Source organism: Streptomyces sp. NBC_01012, from assembly GCF_045162755.1.
GTDB lineage: Bacteria > Actinomycetota > Actinomycetes > Streptomycetales > Streptomycetaceae > Streptomyces.
The window spans coordinates 3,084,145-3,101,723 of record NZ_CP108688.1 but is presented as its reverse complement, the minus strand read 5'-3'; the positions used below and the strand labels follow the sequence as shown (position 1 = coordinate 3,101,723).

General features: G+C 65.8%; 12 protein-coding genes and 1 tRNA gene. All 13 read left to right on the top strand.

Going from position 1 to position 17,579, the window contains the following annotated elements:
• Positions 1–203 precede the first annotated feature (203 nt).
• Positions 204–276, top strand: a tRNA-Trp gene (locus tag OG623_RS13770).
• A gap of 106 nt (positions 277–382) precedes the next feature.
• Entirely contained in the window at positions 383–670 is a 288-nt protein-coding gene (gene secE / locus OG623_RS13765) for a preprotein translocase subunit SecE (RefSeq protein ID WP_406146654.1), read from the top strand.
• 74 nt (positions 671–744) lie between these two features.
• Positions 745–1,668, top strand: a complete 924-nt coding sequence (nusG, locus tag OG623_RS13760; RefSeq protein ID WP_406146653.1) for a transcription termination/antitermination protein NusG — start codon at positions 745–747, stop codon at positions 1,666–1,668.
• 178 nt (positions 1,669–1,846) lie between these two features.
• Positions 1,847–2,281, top strand: coding sequence for a 50S ribosomal protein L11 (gene rplK, locus OG623_RS13755; protein WP_018550660.1), 435 nt, complete (start codon positions 1,847–1,849; stop codon positions 2,279–2,281).
• 82 nt (positions 2,282–2,363) lie between these two features.
• Positions 2,364–3,086 (top strand): 50S ribosomal protein L1, encoded by a 723-nt coding sequence (gene rplA / locus OG623_RS13750; protein ID WP_406146651.1) that lies wholly within the window; start codon positions 2,364–2,366, stop codon positions 3,084–3,086.
• Between the two features lie 403 nt (positions 3,087–3,489).
• Positions 3,490–4,053, top strand: coding sequence for a 50S ribosomal protein L10 (gene rplJ, locus OG623_RS13745; protein WP_406146649.1), 564 nt, complete (start codon positions 3,490–3,492; stop codon positions 4,051–4,053).
• Between the two features lie 86 nt (positions 4,054–4,139).
• A complete protein-coding gene (gene rplL, locus OG623_RS13740) occupies positions 4,140–4,523 on the top strand; it encodes a 50S ribosomal protein L7/L12 (protein ID WP_099173857.1) in 384 nt (127 codons plus the stop codon).
• A gap of 608 nt (positions 4,524–5,131) precedes the next feature.
• On the top strand, positions 5,132–8,617 hold the full coding sequence (gene rpoB, locus OG623_RS13735) for a DNA-directed RNA polymerase subunit beta (RefSeq protein ID WP_406146647.1): 3,486 nt from the start codon (positions 5,132–5,134) through the stop codon (positions 8,615–8,617).
• A gap of 129 nt (positions 8,618–8,746) precedes the next feature.
• Positions 8,747–12,646, top strand: coding sequence for a DNA-directed RNA polymerase subunit beta' (locus OG623_RS13730; RefSeq protein WP_406146645.1), 3,900 nt, complete (start codon positions 8,747–8,749; stop codon positions 12,644–12,646).
• Between the two features lie 501 nt (positions 12,647–13,147).
• A complete protein-coding gene (gene rpsL, locus OG623_RS13725) occupies positions 13,148–13,519 on the top strand; it encodes a 30S ribosomal protein S12 (protein WP_003948652.1) in 372 nt (123 codons plus the stop codon).
• A 2-nt stretch (positions 13,520–13,521) separates the two neighbouring features.
• On the top strand, positions 13,522–13,992 hold the full coding sequence (gene rpsG / locus OG623_RS13720) for a 30S ribosomal protein S7 (protein ID WP_018101248.1): 471 nt from the start codon (positions 13,522–13,524) through the stop codon (positions 13,990–13,992).
• 38 nt (positions 13,993–14,030) lie between these two features.
• On the top strand, positions 14,031–16,160 hold the full coding sequence (fusA, locus tag OG623_RS13715; protein WP_406146643.1) for an elongation factor G: 2,130 nt from the start codon (positions 14,031–14,033) through the stop codon (positions 16,158–16,160).
• A 158-nt stretch (positions 16,161–16,318) separates the two neighbouring features.
• Positions 16,319–17,512: an elongation factor Tu gene (tuf, locus tag OG623_RS13710; protein WP_406146641.1), complete on the top strand. Its 1,194-nt coding sequence runs from the start codon at positions 16,319–16,321 to the stop codon at positions 17,510–17,512.
• Positions 17,513–17,579 lie beyond the last annotated feature (67 nt).

Below are 17,579 nucleotides of genomic sequence, written 5' to 3'. Positions count from 1 at the left end.
TCGCAGACCGGAAATCCCCCCGGCACAGGGGTTTCAGGGACCGGACAGGACTCGGACAGCATCCGGACAGGACCGGTCGGTAGTTGTCTGTTCGACGCGGCGGCCCTGAACACGTACACTCACCTGTCGTTGGCCTTCATCAGCCACACCGTTTTCCCGACCGGCCCGCCGGGGAGGATGCGGTAGGTTGGTGGAAACCACAAAGGGTCGTAGCTCAATTGGTAGAGCACTGGTCTCCAAAACCAGCGGTTGGGGGTTCAAGTCCCTCCGGCCCTGCTACACACTCCTTCGCCAGGATGTGTGCGCATGTACGTACTTCAATGCACCGCCGTGCGGCTCCACCGGGCGCGGCACGGCCACGACCCGGAATCAGGTGAGTAGCGTGACGGACGCCGTGGGCTCCATCGACATGCCTGATGCCGAGGATGAAGCCCCCGAGTCGAAGAAGAAGACACGGAAGGGCGGCAAGCGCGGAAAGAAGGGCCCTCTGGGCCGTCTCGCGCTGTTCTACCGCCAGATCGTCGCCGAGCTCCGCAAGGTCGTCTGGCCCACGCGCGGCCAGCTGACGACCTACACGTCCGTGGTGATCGTGTTCGTGGTCGTGATGATCGGCCTCGTCACCGTGATTGACTTCGGATTCGCGCGGCTCGTCAAGTACGTCTTCGGCTGATCCCCGCGGAGGGCGCCTCACCGGCGCCCCTTTCGCATGTTCCACCCATATGTATCCAGGAAGAAGCAGCCATCGTGTCTGACCCGAACCTGAACGACGACGCCGAGCCCACGGCGAGCGCCGTCGAGTCCGCCGAGGACGAGCTCGACATCGTCGAGGCGGCGGATGCCGTGGCCCCGGACCAGGTCGACGCTGCTGACGCCGCCGCGGGCGAGCCCGCCGAGCAGGATGCTGTGCGTGCCGAGTCCGACGAGGACCAGAAGGCCGCCGAGGACGCGGCGGCCGAAGAGGTCGCGGAGGACGAAGCGGCTGCCGAGGGCGCAGAGGCCGACGAGACCCCGGACGAGTCCGATGCCGGGGACGCCGAGCCGGCCGCCCCCGTGGACGCCGTCGCCGCCCTCCGTGACGAGCTGCGTGGCCTTCCCGGTGAGTGGTACGTCATCCACACGTACGCCGGTTACGAGAAGCGCGTGAAGGCCAACCTGGAGCAGCGCGCCGTCTCGCTCAACGTCGAGGACTTCATCTACCAGGCCGAGGTGCCCGAGGAAGAGATCGTCCAGATCAAGAACGGTGAGCGGAAGAACGTCCGTCAGAACAAGCTCCCGGGATACGTCCTGGTGCGCATGGACCTGACGAACGAGTCCTGGGGCGTCGTCCGCAACACCCCGGGCGTCACCGGCTTCGTGGGCAACGCCTACGACCCGTACCCGCTGACCCTGGACGAGATCGTCAAGATGCTCGCCCCCGAGGCCGAGGAGAAGGCTGCCCGCGAGGCTGCCGAGGCCGAGGGCAAGCCGGCTCCGGCCCGCAAGGTCGAGGTGCAGGTCCTGGACTTCGAGGTGGGCGACTCGGTCACCGTCACCGACGGCCCGTTCGCGACCCTGCAGGCGACGATCAACGAGATCAACGCCGACTCGAAGAAGGTCAAGGGCCTCGTCGAGATCTTCGGTCGTGAGACCCCGGTCGAGCTCAGCTTCGACCAGATCCAGAAGAACTGACGGTCTTTCCGCCCGTTCCTGGACACATGCCTACCGAGCAGGTCAGACAGGCTTCGCAGCCGGTCTGACCTGCTTGGTTTTTGGTCGCGCAGCCATACCCGTTATCGTTGTGCGGTATGCCTCCATCCGGATGACCGGAATGGCGGCGAAACACTCTCACTAGGACCCGGAGAGAGCAATGCCTCCCAAGAAGAAGAAGGTCACGGGGCTTATCAAGCTCCAGATCAACGCCGGTGCGGCCAACCCGGCGCCGCCGGTCGGTCCCGCACTGGGCCAGCACGGCGTCAACATCATGGAGTTCTGCAAGGCCTACAACGCCGCGACCGAGTCGCAGCGTGGCATGGTCGTGCCGGTGGAGATCACGGTCTACGAGGACCGCTCCTTCACCTTCATCACGAAGACCCCGCCGGCCGCCAAGCTGATCCTCAAGGCCGCTGGTGTGGACAAGGGCTCCGGCGAGCCGCACAAGACCAAGGTCGCCAAGCTCACGGCCGACCAGGTCCGCGAGATCGCCACGACCAAGCTCCCCGACCTGAACGCCAACGACCTCGACGCCGCGTCGAAGATCATCGCTGGCACCGCCCGTTCCATGGGCATCACGGTCGAAGGCTGAGTCAGCCTCGTAGCCCCACAGTGGTAGGACCAAGCGCTGGTCCGCACCACGACTCCACACTCTGAAAACCACAGGAGTAGATGTGAAGCGCAGCAAGAACCTCCGCGCTGCGGACGCGAAGATCGACCGGGAGCGTACGTACGCCCCGCTCGAGGCCGTCCGGATCGCCAAGGACACCTCCACCACCAAGTTCGACGGCACCGTCGAGGTCGCGTTCACGCTGGGTGTCGACCCGCGCAAGGCCGACCAGATGGTCCGTGGCACCGTGAACCTCCCGCACGGCACCGGCAAGACCGCCCGGGTCCTGGTCTTCGCGACCGGTGACCGTGCTGCGGCCGCGGAAGCCGCTGGAGCCGACATCGTCGGCGCCGACGAGCTCATCGACGAGGTGGCGAAGGGCCGTCTGGACTTCGACGCCGTCGTCGCCACGCCGGACCTCATGGGCAAGGTCGGCCGCCTGGGCCGCGTGCTCGGTCCGCGTGGTCTGATGCCGAACCCGAAGACCGGCACCGTCACCCCCGATGTCGTCAAGGCTGTCAACGACATCAAGGGCGGCAAGATCGAGTTCCGCGTCGACAAGCACTCGAACCTGCACTTCATCATCGGAAAGACCTCTTTCGATGACACGAAGCTGGTCGAGAACTACGGTGCGGCGCTGGAGGAGATCCTCCGTCTGAAGCCGTCCGCCGCCAAGGGTCGCTTCATCAAGAAGGCGACCATGAGCACGACGATGGGCCCCGGCATCCCGCTGGACGCCAACCGCGTGCGCAACCTCCTCGTCGAGGAGGACCCGGCCGCCGTCTGAGCCCCCGTGCTCACCCGGTAGCCGCGTCACGGCATGGCACGGGCCCCGCAGCCTCTTCGGAGACCGCGGGGCCCGCGCTCGTACCTGGGGGCCCGGGGCCGCTCGTGGCCGGCCGGGAAGCCCCTTAAACCTCTCGCAGTGGTCGAACCGGGACGGATTTGCTCCGAACGGTCCCGGTCGCGTAGTCTCAATAAGAAGCCAAAGACCGCTGGTCGTCGCCGCTTCCTTCGTAAGAGGGGACGGTGACCGAAGGATCCGTCGAGAACGGACGACCTGCGCAGGTGACTGTGGAAGGCTCCCGGATTCATTCGGTCGAGCTACGCCCTGGCGCCTGTGCCGGGGCGTTTTTTCTTTCCCGGTCCCTTCTGAGCGGTCCTCATCACCCGGAAGGAGGCCGACGCTCATGGCAAGGCCCGACAAGGCTGCCGCGGTAGCCGAGCTGGCGGACCAGTTCCGCAGCTCGAACGCCGCCGTGCTGACCGAGTACCGGGGTCTCACCGTGGCACAGCTCAAGGAGCTGCGCCGTTCGCTCGGTGAGAACACCCAGTACGCCGTGGTGAAGAACACGCTGACCAAGATTGCGGCCAACGAGGCCGGGATCGACACGCTGGACGACCTGTTCTCGGGTCCGACGGCGGTTGCCTTCGTCACCGGTGACCCGGTGGAGTCGGCGAAGGGTCTTCGTGACTTCTCCAAGGAGAACCCTGACCTCGTCATCAAGGGCGGTGTCCTTGACGGCAAGGCGCTGACCGCCGACGAGTTCAAGAAGCTCGCGGACCTCGAGTCCCGCGAGGTTCTGCTCGCCAAGCTGGCCGGCGCCATGAAGGGCAAGCAGACTCAGGCTGCGCAGCTCTTCCAGGCTCTGCCGTCGAAGTTCGTCCGCACCGCGGAAGCGCTTCGCGCCAAGAAGGCCGAGCAGGGCGGTGCCGACACGTCGGCTCCCGCCGACGCCGAGGCGGCGGAGTAACACTCCGCGTCCACGGCTCGAAGCGGGCCCGTACGCCCGCCTACATATACATCCGGCACCTGCCGAATTAGTGGAAGGACGCCATCATGGCGAAGCTCAGCCAGGAAGACCTGCTCGCCCAGTTCGAGGAGCTCACCCTCATCGAGCTCTCCGAGTTCGTTAAGGCGTTCGAGGAGAAGTTCGACGTCACCGCCGCCGCCGCGGTCGCCGTCGCCGGTCCCGCCGCGGGTGGCCCCGCCGCCGAGGCCGAGGCCGAGCAGGACGAGTTCGACGTCATCCTCACGGGTGCCGGCGAGAAGAAGATCCAGGTCATCAAGGTCGTGCGTGAGCTGACCTCGCTGGGTCTGAAGGAGGCCAAGGACCTCGTCGACGGCACCCCGAAGCCGGTCCTCGAGAAGGTCGCCAAGGAGGCCGCGGACAAGGCTGCCGAGTCCCTCAAGGCCGCCGGCGCCTCCGTCGAGGTCAAGTGACCCTGCGAGTCCTCTGACTCCGTAGGACCGTCCCGCCGCGAGGCGGGATGTCACATCGCAAAGGGCGATCACCCATCCGGGTGATCGCCCTTTGGCGTGCCATCGGAGGCTGCCTTGATCTTCCGCGCGCGACGAGTAGGGTGATCTTTCGCCGTGCGTTTCTCCGGGGCGCCGCGGGGCGTCAACAGGCGTCCCTCGGGCGCAGGTGAAGATCGACGAGCGCTCGCCGGGACTCGGGGGCCTTGACGAACCGCACGCGGCGCGCAATTCTCAGGACGCGTCGTCATCTCGATCCGCATCCGAGGCATGGATCGGGAGCGAAGAGGGCAGTAAAGAAGAGCGCACACCGCGCGAGGGCTATTCATAGGTGTTGAGAACAGCTGTTGAGAGCAACGTGGGTCTCTGAGAACCCCGACTGGACATCAGTGTGCCGCTTGGCTACACTGACCCTTTGCGCTGCCTGTTAGCTGCCTCCTGCCCGTCACCAGGGGCATGCCCACGCCTAGCACCGATGACCGGACATTCCCTGACCTTGGGATTCCTGTCTCTGTGTGCGGCTTGGGGCCGGTACGCGCGTAGTGAGTCCGAGCCCTCGGAAGGACCCCCTCTTGGCCGCCTCGCGCAACGCCTCGACCTCGAATACGAACAACGGTGCCAGCACCGCCCCGCTGCGCATCTCTTTTGCAAAGATCAAGGAGCCCCTCGAGGTTCCGAACCTCCTCGCGCTGCAGACCGAGAGCTTTGACTGGCTCCTCGGCAACGCCGCCTGGAAGGCTCGCGTCGAGGCTGCTCTGGACAGCGGACAAGACGTCCCCACCAAGTCCGGCCTGGAGGAAATCTTCGAGGAGATCTCCCCGATCGAGGACTTCTCCGGGTCGATGTCGCTCACGTTCCGCGACCACCGCTTCGAGCCCCCGAAGAACTCGATCGACGAGTGCAAGGAGCGCGACTTCACGTTCGCCGCGCCGCTCTTCGTCACGGCCGAGTTCACCAACAACGAGACCGGCGAGATCAAGTCTCAGACGGTCTTCATGGGCGACTTCCCGCTCATGACCAACAAGGGCACCTTCGTCATCAACGGCACCGAGCGTGTCGTCGTGTCGCAGCTCGTGCGCTCGCCGGGTGTCTACTTCGACTCCTCCATCGACAAGACGTCCGACAAGGACATCTTCTCCGCCAAGATCATCCCGTCCCGGGGTGCCTGGCTGGAGATGGAGATCGACAAGCGCGACATGGTCGGTGTCCGCATCGACCGCAAGCGCAAGCAGTCCGTCACCGTCCTCCTGAAGGCTCTCGGCTGGACCACCGAGCAGATCCTGGAGGAGTTCGGCGAGTACGAGTCCATGCGCGCCACCCTGGAGAAGGACCACACCCAGGGCCAGGACGACGCGCTGCTCGACATCTACCGCAAGCTGCGTCCGGGCGAGCCGCCCACGCGTGAGGCCGCTCAGACGCTGCTCGAGAACCTCTACTTCAACCCGAAGCGCTACGACCTCGCGAAGGTCGGCCGCTACAAGGTGAACAAGAAGCTCGGCGCCGACGAGCCGCTCGACGCCGGTGTCCTCACCAGCGACGACATCATCGCCAGCATCAAGTACCTGGTGAAGCTGCACGCCGGTGAGACCGAGACGGTCGGCGAGTCCGGTCGCTCGATCATGGTCGAGACCGACGACATCGACCACTTCGGCAACCGCCGTATCCGTAACGTCGGTGAGCTCATCCAGAACCAGGTCCGTACGGGTCTCGCCCGTATGGAGCGTGTCGTGCGTGAGCGCATGACCACCCAGGACGTCGAGGCGATCACGCCGCAGACCCTGATCAACATCCGGCCGGTCGTCGCCTCCATCAAGGAGTTCTTCGGCACCAGCCAGCTGTCCCAGTTCATGGACCAGAACAACCCGCTGTCGGGTCTGACGCACAAGCGTCGTCTCAACGCACTCGGCCCGGGTGGTCTGTCCCGTGAGCGCGCCGGCTTCGAGGTCCGTGACGTTCACCCGTCGCACTACGGCCGCATGTGCCCGATCGAGACGCCCGAAGGCCCGAACATCGGTCTGATCGGCTCACTGGCCTCCTACGGGCGCATCAACCCGTTCGGCTTCATCGAGACGCCGTACCGCAAGGTCGTCGAAGGCGTCGTCACCGACGACGTCGACTACCTGACGGCCGACGAAGAGGACCGCTTCGTGATCGCCCAGGCGAACGCGACGCTCTCCGAGGACATGCGCTTCAGCGAGGCGCGCGTCCTGGTCCGCCGTCGTGGCGGCGAGATCGACTACATCCCCGGCGACGACGTCGACTACATGGACGTCTCGCCGCGCCAGATGGTGTCGGTCGCCACCGCGATGATCCCGTTCCTGGAGCACGACGACGCCAACCGTGCCCTCATGGGCGCGAACATGATGCGTCAGGCCGTCCCGCTCATCAAGAGCGAGGCGCCGCTGGTCGGTACCGGCATGGAGTACCGCTGTGCCACCGACGCCGGTGACGTGCTCAAGGCGGAGAAGGCGGGTGTGGTCCAGGAGGTATCCGCGGACTACATCACCGTGACGAACGACGACGGCACGTACACCACGTACCGCATCTCGAAGTTCTCGCGCTCCAACCAGGGCACCTCGGTGAACCAGAAGGTCGTCGTCTCCGAGGGCGACCGGGTCATCGAGAGCCAGGTGCTCGCCGACGGGCCCGCCACCGAGAACGGTGAGATGGCGCTCGGCAAGAACCTGCTCGTGGCGTTCATGCCGTGGGAGGGTCACAACTACGAGGACGCGATCATCCTGTCGCAGCGCCTCGTGCAGGACGACGTCCTCTCCTCGATCCACATCGAGGAGCACGAGGTCGACGCCCGTGACACCAAGCTCGGCCCGGAGGAGATCACCCGGGACATCCCGAACGTCTCCGAGGAGGTCCTCGCCGACCTCGACGAGCGCGGCATCATCCGTATCGGTGCCGAGGTCGTCGCCGGCGACATCCTCGTCGGCAAGGTCACGCCCAAGGGTGAGACCGAGCTGACCCCGGAGGAGCGTCTGCTCCGCGCGATCTTCGGCGAGAAGGCGCGCGAGGTGCGCGACACCTCGCTGAAGGTCCCGCACGGCGAGATCGGCAAGGTCATCGGCGTCCGCGTCTTCGACCGCGAGGAGGGCGACGAGCTGCCGCCCGGCGTGAACCAGCTGGTCCGCGTCTACGTCGCGCAGAAGCGCAAGATCACCGATGGTGACAAGCTCGCCGGCCGTCACGGCAACAAGGGCGTCATCTCGAAGATCCTCCCGATCGAGGACATGCCGTTCCTTGAGGACGGCACCCCGGTCGACATCATCCTCAACCCGCTGGGTGTCCCGTCCCGAATGAACCCGGGACAGGTCCTGGAGATCCACCTCGGCTGGCTCGCCAGCCGCGGCTGGGACGTCTCCGGCCTCGGTGACGAGTGGGCCCAGCGCCTGCAGGCCATCGGCGCCGACCAGGTCGACCCCGGCACCAACGTCGCCACGCCCGTCTTCGACGGTGCGCGCGAGGACGAGATCACCGGCCTCTTCCAGGCCACGATCCCGAACCGCGACGGCGACCGGCTGGTCCTGCCCTCGGGCAAGGCCAACCTGTTCGACGGCCGCTCCGGCGAGCCGTTCCCGGACCCGGTCTCGATCGGGTACATGTACATCCTCAAGCTGCACCACCTGGTCGACGACAAGCTCCACGCCCGTTCGACCGGCCCGTACTCCATGATCACGCAGCAGCCGCTGGGTGGTAAGGCGCAGTTCGGTGGTCAGCGATTCGGTGAGATGGAGGTGTGGGCCCTTGAGGCTTACGGCGCCGCATACGCCCTCCAGGAACTCCTGACGATCAAGTCCGACGACGTGACCGGCCGCGTGAAGGTGTACGAGGCGATCGTCAAGGGCGAGAACATCCCCGAGCCCGGCATCCCCGAGTCCTTCAAGGTGCTCATCAAGGAGATGCAGTCGCTCTGCCTCAACGTGGAGGTGCTGTCCTCGGACGGTATGTCCATCGAGATGCGTGACACGGACGAGGACGTCTTCCGCGCGGCGGAGGAGCTCGGTATCGACCTGTCCCGGCGCGAGCCGAGCAGCGTCGAAGAGGTCTGACGGGTTGGCCGGCCGGATCCTCGTGATCCGGCCGGCTCTCCCCGGACCCGTTCAGACCATTGCTGAAGTGCCCCGATTTCTCGCGTGACGCGAGGGGGCTCGAACCCCCGAAAGAGGGATTGACGACAAGTGCTCGACGTCAACTTCTTCGACGAGCTGCGGATCGGCCTTGCCACCGCGGACGACATCCGGACCTGGTCCCACGGCGAAGTGAAGAAGCCGGAGACCATCAACTACCGCACGCTCAAGCCCGAGAAGGACGGACTCTTCTGCGAGAAGATCTTCGGTCCGACCCGGGACTGGGAGTGCTACTGCGGCAAGTACAAGCGTGTCCGCTTCAAGGGCATCATCTGTGAGCGCTGTGGCGTAGAGGTCACGCGTGCCAAGGTGCGCCGTGAGCGCATGGGTCACATCGAGCTTGCCGCTCCCGTCACCCACATCTGGTACTTCAAGGGCGTCCCGTCGCGTCTGGGCTACCTGCTGGACCTCGCGCCGAAGGACCTCGAGAAGGTCATCTACTTCGCCGCGTACATGATCACGTTCGTCGACGAGGAGCGCCGCACGCGTGACCTCCCGTCGCTGGAGGCGCATGTCTCCGTCGAGCGCCAGCAGGTCGAGAACCGCCGTGACTCCGACCTGGAGAACCGCGCCAAGAAGCTCGAGACCGACCTGGCCGAGCTGGAGGCCGAGGGCGCCAAGGCCGACGTTCGCCGCAAGGTGCGCGAAGGTGCCGAGCGCGAGATGAAGCAGCTGCGTGACCGTGCGCAGCGCGAGATCGACCGTCTCGACGAGGTGTGGAGCCGCTTCAAGAACCTCAAGGTCCAGGACCTCGAGGGCGACGAGCTGCTCTACCGCGAGCTGCGTGACCGCTTCGGCACGTACTTCGACGGCTGCATGGGCGCCGCCGCCCTGCAGAAGCGCCTGGAGTCCTTCGACCTCGACGAGGAGGCCGAGCGCCTCCGCGAGATCATCCGTACCGGCAAGGGCCAGAAGAAGACCCGTGCGCTCAAGCGCCTCAAGGTCGTCTCCGCGTTCCTGCAGACCAGCAACAAGCCCAAGGGCATGGTGCTCGACTGCGTGCCGGTCATCCCGCCGGACCTGCGTCCGATGGTGCAGCTGGACGGTGGCCGCTTCGCGACCTCCGACCTGAACGACCTGTACCGCCGTGTGATCAACCGCAACAACCGCCTGAAGCGGCTTCTCGACCTCGGCGCGCCCGAGATCATCGTGAACAACGAGAAGCGCATGCTCCAGGAGGCCGTGGACGCCCTCTTCGACAACGGTCGTCGTGGTCGCCCGGTCACCGGTCCCGGTAACCGTCCCCTGAAGTCCCTCAGCGACATGCTGAAGGGCAAGCAGGGCCGTTTCCGTCAGAACCTCCTCGGCAAGCGTGTGGACTACTCCGCGCGTTCCGTGATCGTCGTCGGTCCGCAGCTCAAGCTGCACCAGTGCGGTCTGCCGAAGGCGATGGCGCTGGAGCTCTTCAAGCCGTTCGTGATGAAGCGCCTGGTGGACCTGAACCACGCGCAGAACATCAAGTCGGCCAAGCGCATGGTCGAGCGTGGCCGCACCGTCGTGTACGACGTCCTCGAAGAGGTCATCGCCGAGCACCCGGTGCTGCTGAACCGTGCGCCCACCCTGCACCGCCTCGGCATCCAGGCCTTCGAGCCGCAGCTGGTCGAGGGCAAGGCCATCCAGATCCACCCGCTCGTCTGCACCGCGTTCAACGCGGACTTCGACGGTGACCAGATGGCCGTGCACCTGCCGCTCTCCGCGGAGGCGCAGGCCGAGGCCCGCATCCTGATGCTGTCCTCGAACAACATCCTGAAGCCGGCCGACGGTCGTCCCGTCACCATGCCGACCCAGGACATGGTGCTGGGCCTCTTCTTCCTCACCACGGACGACGAGGGCCGCGACGTCAAGGGCGCGGACCGTTCCTTCGGTTCCACGGCCGAGGCGATCATGGCCTTCGACGCCCGGGAGCTCTCGCTCCAGGCGAAGGTCGACATCCGCTTCCCGGTCGGCACCATGCCGCCGCGTGGCTGGGTGCCGCCGGTCGCCGAGGAGGGCGAGCCCGAGTACCAGCCGGGTGACACCTTCCGGCTGCGTACGAGCCTGGGCCGCGCGCTCTTCAACGAGCTGCTGCCCGAGGACTACCCGTTCGTCGACTACTCGGTGGGCAAGAAGCAGCTCTCCGAGATCGTCAACGACCTGGCCGAGCGCTACCCCAAGGTGATCGTGGCGGCGACGCTCGACAACCTGAAGGCGGCCGGTTTCCACTGGGCGACCCGCTCCGGTGTGACCGTGGCCATCTCCGACGTCGTCGTACCCGAGGCCAAGAAGGCCATCGTCAAGGGCTACGAGGACCAGGACGAGAAGGTCCAGAAGCAGTACGAGCGCGGTCTGATCACCAAGGACGAGCGCACGCAGGAGCTCATCGCGATCTGGACCAAGGCGACCAACGAGGTTGCCGAGGCGATGAACGCGAACTTCCCGAAGACGAACCCCATCTTCATGATGGTCGACTCGGGTGCCCGAGGAAACATGATGCAGATGCGTCAGATCGCGGGTATGCGTGGTCTGGTGTCGAACGCCAAGAACGAGACGATTCCCCGTCCCATCAAGGCGTCCTTCCGTGAGGGCCTCACCGTCCTGGAGTACTTCATCTCCACGCACGGTGCCCGTAAGGGTCTGGCGGACACCGCCCTGCGTACCGCCGACTCGGGTTACCTGACCCGTCGTCTGGTGGACGTCTCGCAGGACGTGATCATCCGCGAGGAGGACTGTGGCACCGACCGCGGCCTCAAGCTGAAGATCGCCGTCAAGGGCGCCGACGGCGTGCTCCGCAAGACGGAGGACGTCGAGACCTCGGTCTACGCCCGCATGCTCGCCGAGGACGTCGTCGTCGACGGCAAGGTCATCGCGCCTGCCAACGTCGACCTCGGTGACGTCCTGATCGACGCCCTGGTGGGCGCCGGCGTCGAGGAGGTCAAGACCCGCTCGGTCCTGACCTGTGAGTCCGCGGTCGGCACCTGTGCCTTCTGCTACGGACGCTCGCTCGCCACCGGCAAGCTGGTCGACATCGGTGAGGCGGTCGGCATCATCGCCGCCCAGTCCATCGGTGAGCCCGGCACCCAGCTGACGATGCGTACCTTCCACACCGGTGGTGTGGCGGGTGACGACATCACGCAGGGTCTGCCGCGTGTCGTCGAGCTCTTCGAGGCGCGTACGCCCAAGGGTGTCGCCCCGATCTCGGAGGCCAGGGGCCGGGTCCGTATCGAGGAGACCGAGAAGACCAAGAAGATCGTCGTCACCCCGGACGACGGCAGCGAGGAGACGCCGTTCCCGATCTCCAAGCGTGCCCGTCTCCTGGTCGGCGAGGGCGACGCGGTCGAGGTGGGCCAGAAGCTCACCGTCGGTGCCACCAACCCGCACGACGTGCTGCGGATCCTCGGTCAGCGCGCGGTCCAGGTCCACCTGGTCGGCGAGGTCCAGAAGGTCTACAACTCGCAGGGCGTGTCGATCCACGACAAGCACATCGAGATCATCATCCGGCAGATGCTGCGCCGTGTGACGATCATCGAGTCCGGCGACGCGGAGCTGCTGCCGGGCGAGCTCGTCGAGCGTTCGAAGTTCGAGACCGAGAACCGTCGTGTGGTCACCGAGGGCGGTCACCCCGCCTCCGGCCGTCCGCAGCTGATGGGTATCACCAAGGCCTCGCTCGCCACCGAGTCGTGGCTGTCGGCGGCGTCCTTCCAGGAGACGACCAGGGTCCTGACCGACGCGGCGATCAACGCCAAGTCGGACTCCCTGATCGGCCTCAAGGAGAACGTCATCATCGGTAAGCTCATCCCGGCCGGTACGGGCCTGTCCCGCTACCGCAACATCCGGGTCGAGCCGACCGAGGAGGCCAAGGCCGCGATGTACTCGGCCGTCGGCTACGACGACATCGACTACTCGCCGTTCGGCACGGGCTCCGGCCAGGCCGTTCCGCTGGAGGACTACGACTACGGTCCGTACAACCAGTAGAAGTGAGTGAGAGGGGCGGTCATCCTGCTACGGCGGGGTGGCCGCCCTTCTGCGTGCCCGCCGGGTGGCGTGCGCGTGCCGCCGTGAGGTCGGTCACCCGGGGTGACCGATGGGCGGCGGGGGACGTCCGGACAAATGGCGTGGTCACGGCTGCCGGGCGGGTCGTTCGCGCTGGTGGGAGCGGGTGTGCGTGCCGTACGGCAGTCGCCGGGGGTGGCCGTCACGTCCGGTTGCGTCCGATCGCCGAGGTCATGGGCCCGTGGTGGACGGCATTTGTTTTGACCCAGCTCCGTGAGGTAGGTACGCTCAAGCCTTGTGCCTGGGGTGTGCCTGGGCTCGGGTGCGTGTCCTCAGCCGCATGGCGAGTCCGTAAGTGGCCACCGCAATCTGTGTCTCTCCTGCCTTTCGGCAGGGGCCTGCAGTATTCGACACACCCGACCGCGTGGGTCGGAGCGTGTTCCAGGTTAGTTTCACGAACGGCACACAGAAACCGGAGAAGTAGTGCCTACGATCCAGCAGCTGGTCCGGAAGGGCCGGCAGGACAAGGTCGAGAAGAACAAGACGCCCGCGCTCGAGGGTTCGCCCCAGCGCCGTGGCGTCTGCACGCGTGTCTTCACGACCACCCCGAAGAAGCCGAACTCGGCGCTCCGTAAGGTCGCGCGTGTGCGTCTGACCTCCGGCATCGAGGTCACGGCTTACATCCCGGGTGAGGGACACAACCTGCAGGAGCACTCCATCGTGCTCGTGCGTGGCGGCCGTGTGAAGGACCTGCCGGGTGTTCGTTACAAGATCATCCGCGGTTCGCTCGACACCCAGGGTGTCAAGAACCGCAAGCAGGCCCGCAGCCGCTACGGCGCCAAGAAGGAGAAGTAAGAATGCCTCGTAAGGGCCCCGCCCCGAAGCGCCCGGTCATCATCGACCCGGTCTACAGCTCTCCTCTTGTCACCTCGCTGATCAACAAGATCCTCCTCGACGGTAAGCGTTCCACCGCCGAGCGGATCGTGTACGGCGCGATGGAAGGCCTGCGCGAGAAGACCGGTGCAGACCCGGTCATCACGCTGAAGCGCGCGCTTGAGAACGTCAAGCCCTCGCTCGAGGTCAAGTCCCGCCGTGTCGGTGGCGCCACCTACCAGGTGCCGATCGAGGTCAAGCCCGGTCGCGCCGCCACCCTCGCGCTCCGCTGGGTCGTCGGTTACTCCCGCGCCCGTCGCGAGAAGACCATGACCGAGCGCCTCATGAACGAGCTGCTCGACGCCTCCAACGGTCTTGGCGCTGCCGTCAAGAAGCGCGAGGACACCCACAAGATGGCCGAGTCCAACAAGGCCTTCGCGCACTACCGCTGGTAGTCGCTCACCCCATCGAGACCGAGAGAAGATTGAGCCTCATGGCCACCACTTCGCTTGACCTGGCCAAGGTCCGCAACATCGGGATCATGGCCCACATCGACGCGGGCAAGACGACCACCACCGAGCGGATCCTCTTCTACACCGGCGTTTCGTACAAGATCGGTGAAGTCCACGACGGCGCAGCCACGATGGACTGGATGGAGCAGGAGCAGGAGCGCGGCATCACGATCACGTCCGCCGCGACGACCTGCCACTGGCCGCTCGATGATGTCGATCACACGATCAACATCATCGACACCCCGGGTCACGTCGACTTCACCGTCGAGGTGGAGCGTTCGCTCCGCGTCCTCGACGGTGCCGTCACCGTGTTCGACGGTGTGGCCGGCGTCGAGCCCCAGTCCGAGACCGTGTGGCGTCAGGCGGACCGCTACGGCGTGCCGCGTATCTGCTTCGTCAACAAGCTCGACCGGACCGGTGCGGACTTCTTCCGCTGTGTCGACATGATCGTGGAGCGCCTCGGCGCCGTCCCGATCGTCATGCAGCTCCCCGTCGGTGCCGAGGCGGACTTCACGGGCGTCGTCGACCTCGTGTCGATGAAGGCCTTCGTGTACCCCGCAGAGGCCGCCAAGGGCGAGATGTACAACGTCGTCGAGATCCCGGACAACCTCAAGGAGGCCGCCGAGGAATGGCGCGGCAAGCTCCTCGAGGCCGTCTCGGAGAACGACGACGCGATGATGGAGCTGTACCTGGAGGGCACCGAGCCCACCCAGGACCAGCTGCACGAGGCGATCCGCCGCATCACGCTCGCGTCCAAGGGCAGCGCCGACTCCGTCACGGTCACCCCGGTGTTCTGTGGCACCGCGTTCAAGAACAAGGGCGTCCAGCCCCTGCTCGACGCGGTCGTCCGTTACCTGCCTTCCCCCCTGGACGTCGAGGCCATCGAGGGCCACGACGTCAAGGACCCGGAGAAGGTCGTCTCGCGCAAGCCTTCGGACGACGAGCCGTTCTCCGGCCTGGCGTTCAAGATCGCGAGCGACCCGCACCTCGGCAAGCTCACCTTCGTCCGGATCTACTCCGGTCGCCTCGAGGCCGGCACCGCGGTGCTGAACTCGGTCAAGGGCAAGAAGGAGCGCATCGGCAAGATCTACCGCATGCACGCGAACAAGCGTGAGGAGATCGACTCGGTGGGCGCCGGCGACATCGTCGCCGTCATGGGCCTGAAGCAGACCACCACGGGTGAGACGCTGTCCGACGACAAGCAGCCGGTGATCCTGGAGTCCATGGACTTCCCGGCGCCGGTCATCCAGGTCGCCATCGAGCCCAAGTCCAAGGGTGACCAGGAGAAGCTGGGTGTCGCCATCCAGCGGCTCTCGGAGGAGGACCCCTCCTTCCAGGTGCACACGGACGAGGAGACCGGCCAGACCATCATCGGTGGTATGGGCGAGCTTCACCTCGAGGTGTTCGTCGACCGCATGAAGCGCGAGTTCCGCGTCGAGGCGAACGTCGGCAAGCCCCAGGTCGCGTACCGCGAGACGATCCGCAAGGCCGTCGACCGTATCGACTTCACGCACAAGAAGCAGACTGGTGGTACCGGCCAGTTCGCGAAGGTGCAGATCGCCATCGAGCCCATCGAGGGTGGCGACGCGTCCTACGAGTTCGTCAACAAGGTCACCGGTGGCCGCATCCCCCGTGAGTACATTCCCTCGGTGGACGCGGGCGCCCAGGAAGCCATGCAGTTCGGCATCCTGGCCGGTTACGAGATGGTCGGCATCCGCATCACCCTTCTCGACGGTGGCTACCACGAGGTCGACTCCTCGGAGCTGGCCTTCAAGATCGCCGGTTCGCAGGCGTTCAAGGAGGGTGCCCGCAGGGCGTCCCCCGTGCTCCTCGAGCCGATGATGGCCGTCGAGGTCACCACGCCCGAGGACTACATGGGCGATGTGATCGGCGACATCAACTCCCGCCGTGGCCAGATCCAGGCCATGGAGGAGCGCAGCGGCGCTCGCGTCGTGAAGGGCCTCGTGCCCCTCTCGGAGATGTTCGGCTACGTCGGAGACCTCCGTAGCAAGACCTCGGGTCGCGCAAGCTACTCGATGCAGTTCGACTCCTACGCCGAGGTTCCGCGGAACGTCGCCGAGGAGATCATCGCGAAGGCCAAGGGCGAGTAGCTCTCCCGAGCTCACGCTTTAGGCTTGTCACCGGAGCCCGGTCGGGCATGCGTCACACCGCGTAGGCGGCGTGGCGGATGCCCCCGGCACCGGCATTCCAGCAAAGATCACCTGGCGCCGATGAAGCAAGGCGTACAGAACCACTCAGGAGGACCCCAGTGGCGAAGGCAAAGTTCGAGCGGACTAAGCCCCACGTCAACATCGGCACCATCGGTCACATCGACCACGGTAAGACGACCCTCACGGCCGCCATTACCAAGGTGCTGCACGACGCGTACCCGGACCTGAACGAGGCCTCGGCCTTCGACATGATCGACAAGGCGCCCGAGGAGCGCCAGCGCGGTATCACCATCTCGATCGCGCACGTCGAGTACCAGACGGAGTCGCGTCACTACGCGCACGTCGACTGCCCGGGTCACGCGGACTACATCAAGAACATGATCACGGGTGCTGCGCAGATGGACGGCGCCATCCTCGTGGTCGCGGCCACCGACGGCCCGATGCCGCAGACCAAGGAGCACGTGCTCCTGGCCCGCCAGGTAGGCGTGCCGTACATCGTCGTCGCGCTGAACAAGGCCGACATGGTGGACGACGAGGAGATCCTGGAGCTCGTCGAGCTCGAGGTCCGTGAGCTCCTCTCCGAGTACGAGTTCCCGGGCGACGACGTTCCGGTCGTCAAGGTCTCGGCGCTCAAGGCGCTCGAGGGCGACAAGGAGTGGGGTGAGTCCGTCCTCAACCTGATGAAGGCTGTCGACGAGGCCATCCCGCAGCCCGAGCGTGACGTCGAGAAGCCGTTCCTCATGCCGATCGAGGACGTCTTCACGATCACCGGTCGCGGTACGGTCGTCACCGGCCGCATCGAGCGTGGTGTCCTGAAGGTCAACGAGACCGTTGACATCGTGGGCATCAAGCAGGAGAAGACCACCACCACGGTCACCGGTATCGAGATGTTCCGCAAGCTGCTCGACGAGGGCCAGGCCGGTGAGAACGTCGGTCTGCTCCTCCGTGGCATCAAGCGCGAGGACGTCGAGCGCGGCCAGGTCATCATCAAGCCGGGTTCGGTCACGCCGCACACCGAGTTCCAGGCCCAGGCCTACATCCTGTCGAAGGACGAGGGTGGCCGTCACACCCCCTTCTTCAACAACTACCGCCCGCAGTTCTACTTCCGTACCACGGACGTGACGGGCGTTGTGACCCTTCCCGAGGGCACCGAGATGGTCATGCCGGGTGACAACACCCTCATGGACGTCGCGCTGATCCAGCCGGTCGCCATGGAAGAGGGCCTGAAGTTCGCCATCCGTGAGGGTGGCCGGACCGTGGGCGCCGGCCAGGTCACCAAGATCATCAAGTAATTACTTGATCGTCTGACCTGGTCGCTCCGCACAGAGCACCGAGAGGGGCCCCGGCCCGCCGCGCAAG

Coding starts and splice junctions, on each gene's coding strand:
- rplK (WP_018550660.1), top strand. CDS start 1,847: ATGCCTCCCAAGAAGAAGAAGGTCACGGGGCTTATCAAGCTCCAGATC.
- rplJ (WP_406146649.1), top strand. CDS start 3,490: ATGGCAAGGCCCGACAAGGCTGCCGCGGTAGCCGAGCTGGCGGACCAG.
- rplL (WP_099173857.1), top strand. CDS start 4,140: ATGGCGAAGCTCAGCCAGGAAGACCTGCTCGCCCAGTTCGAGGAGCTC.
- rpsG (WP_018101248.1), top strand. CDS start 13,522: ATGCCTCGTAAGGGCCCCGCCCCGAAGCGCCCGGTCATCATCGACCCG.
- fusA (WP_406146643.1), top strand. CDS start 14,031: ATGGCCACCACTTCGCTTGACCTGGCCAAGGTCCGCAACATCGGGATC.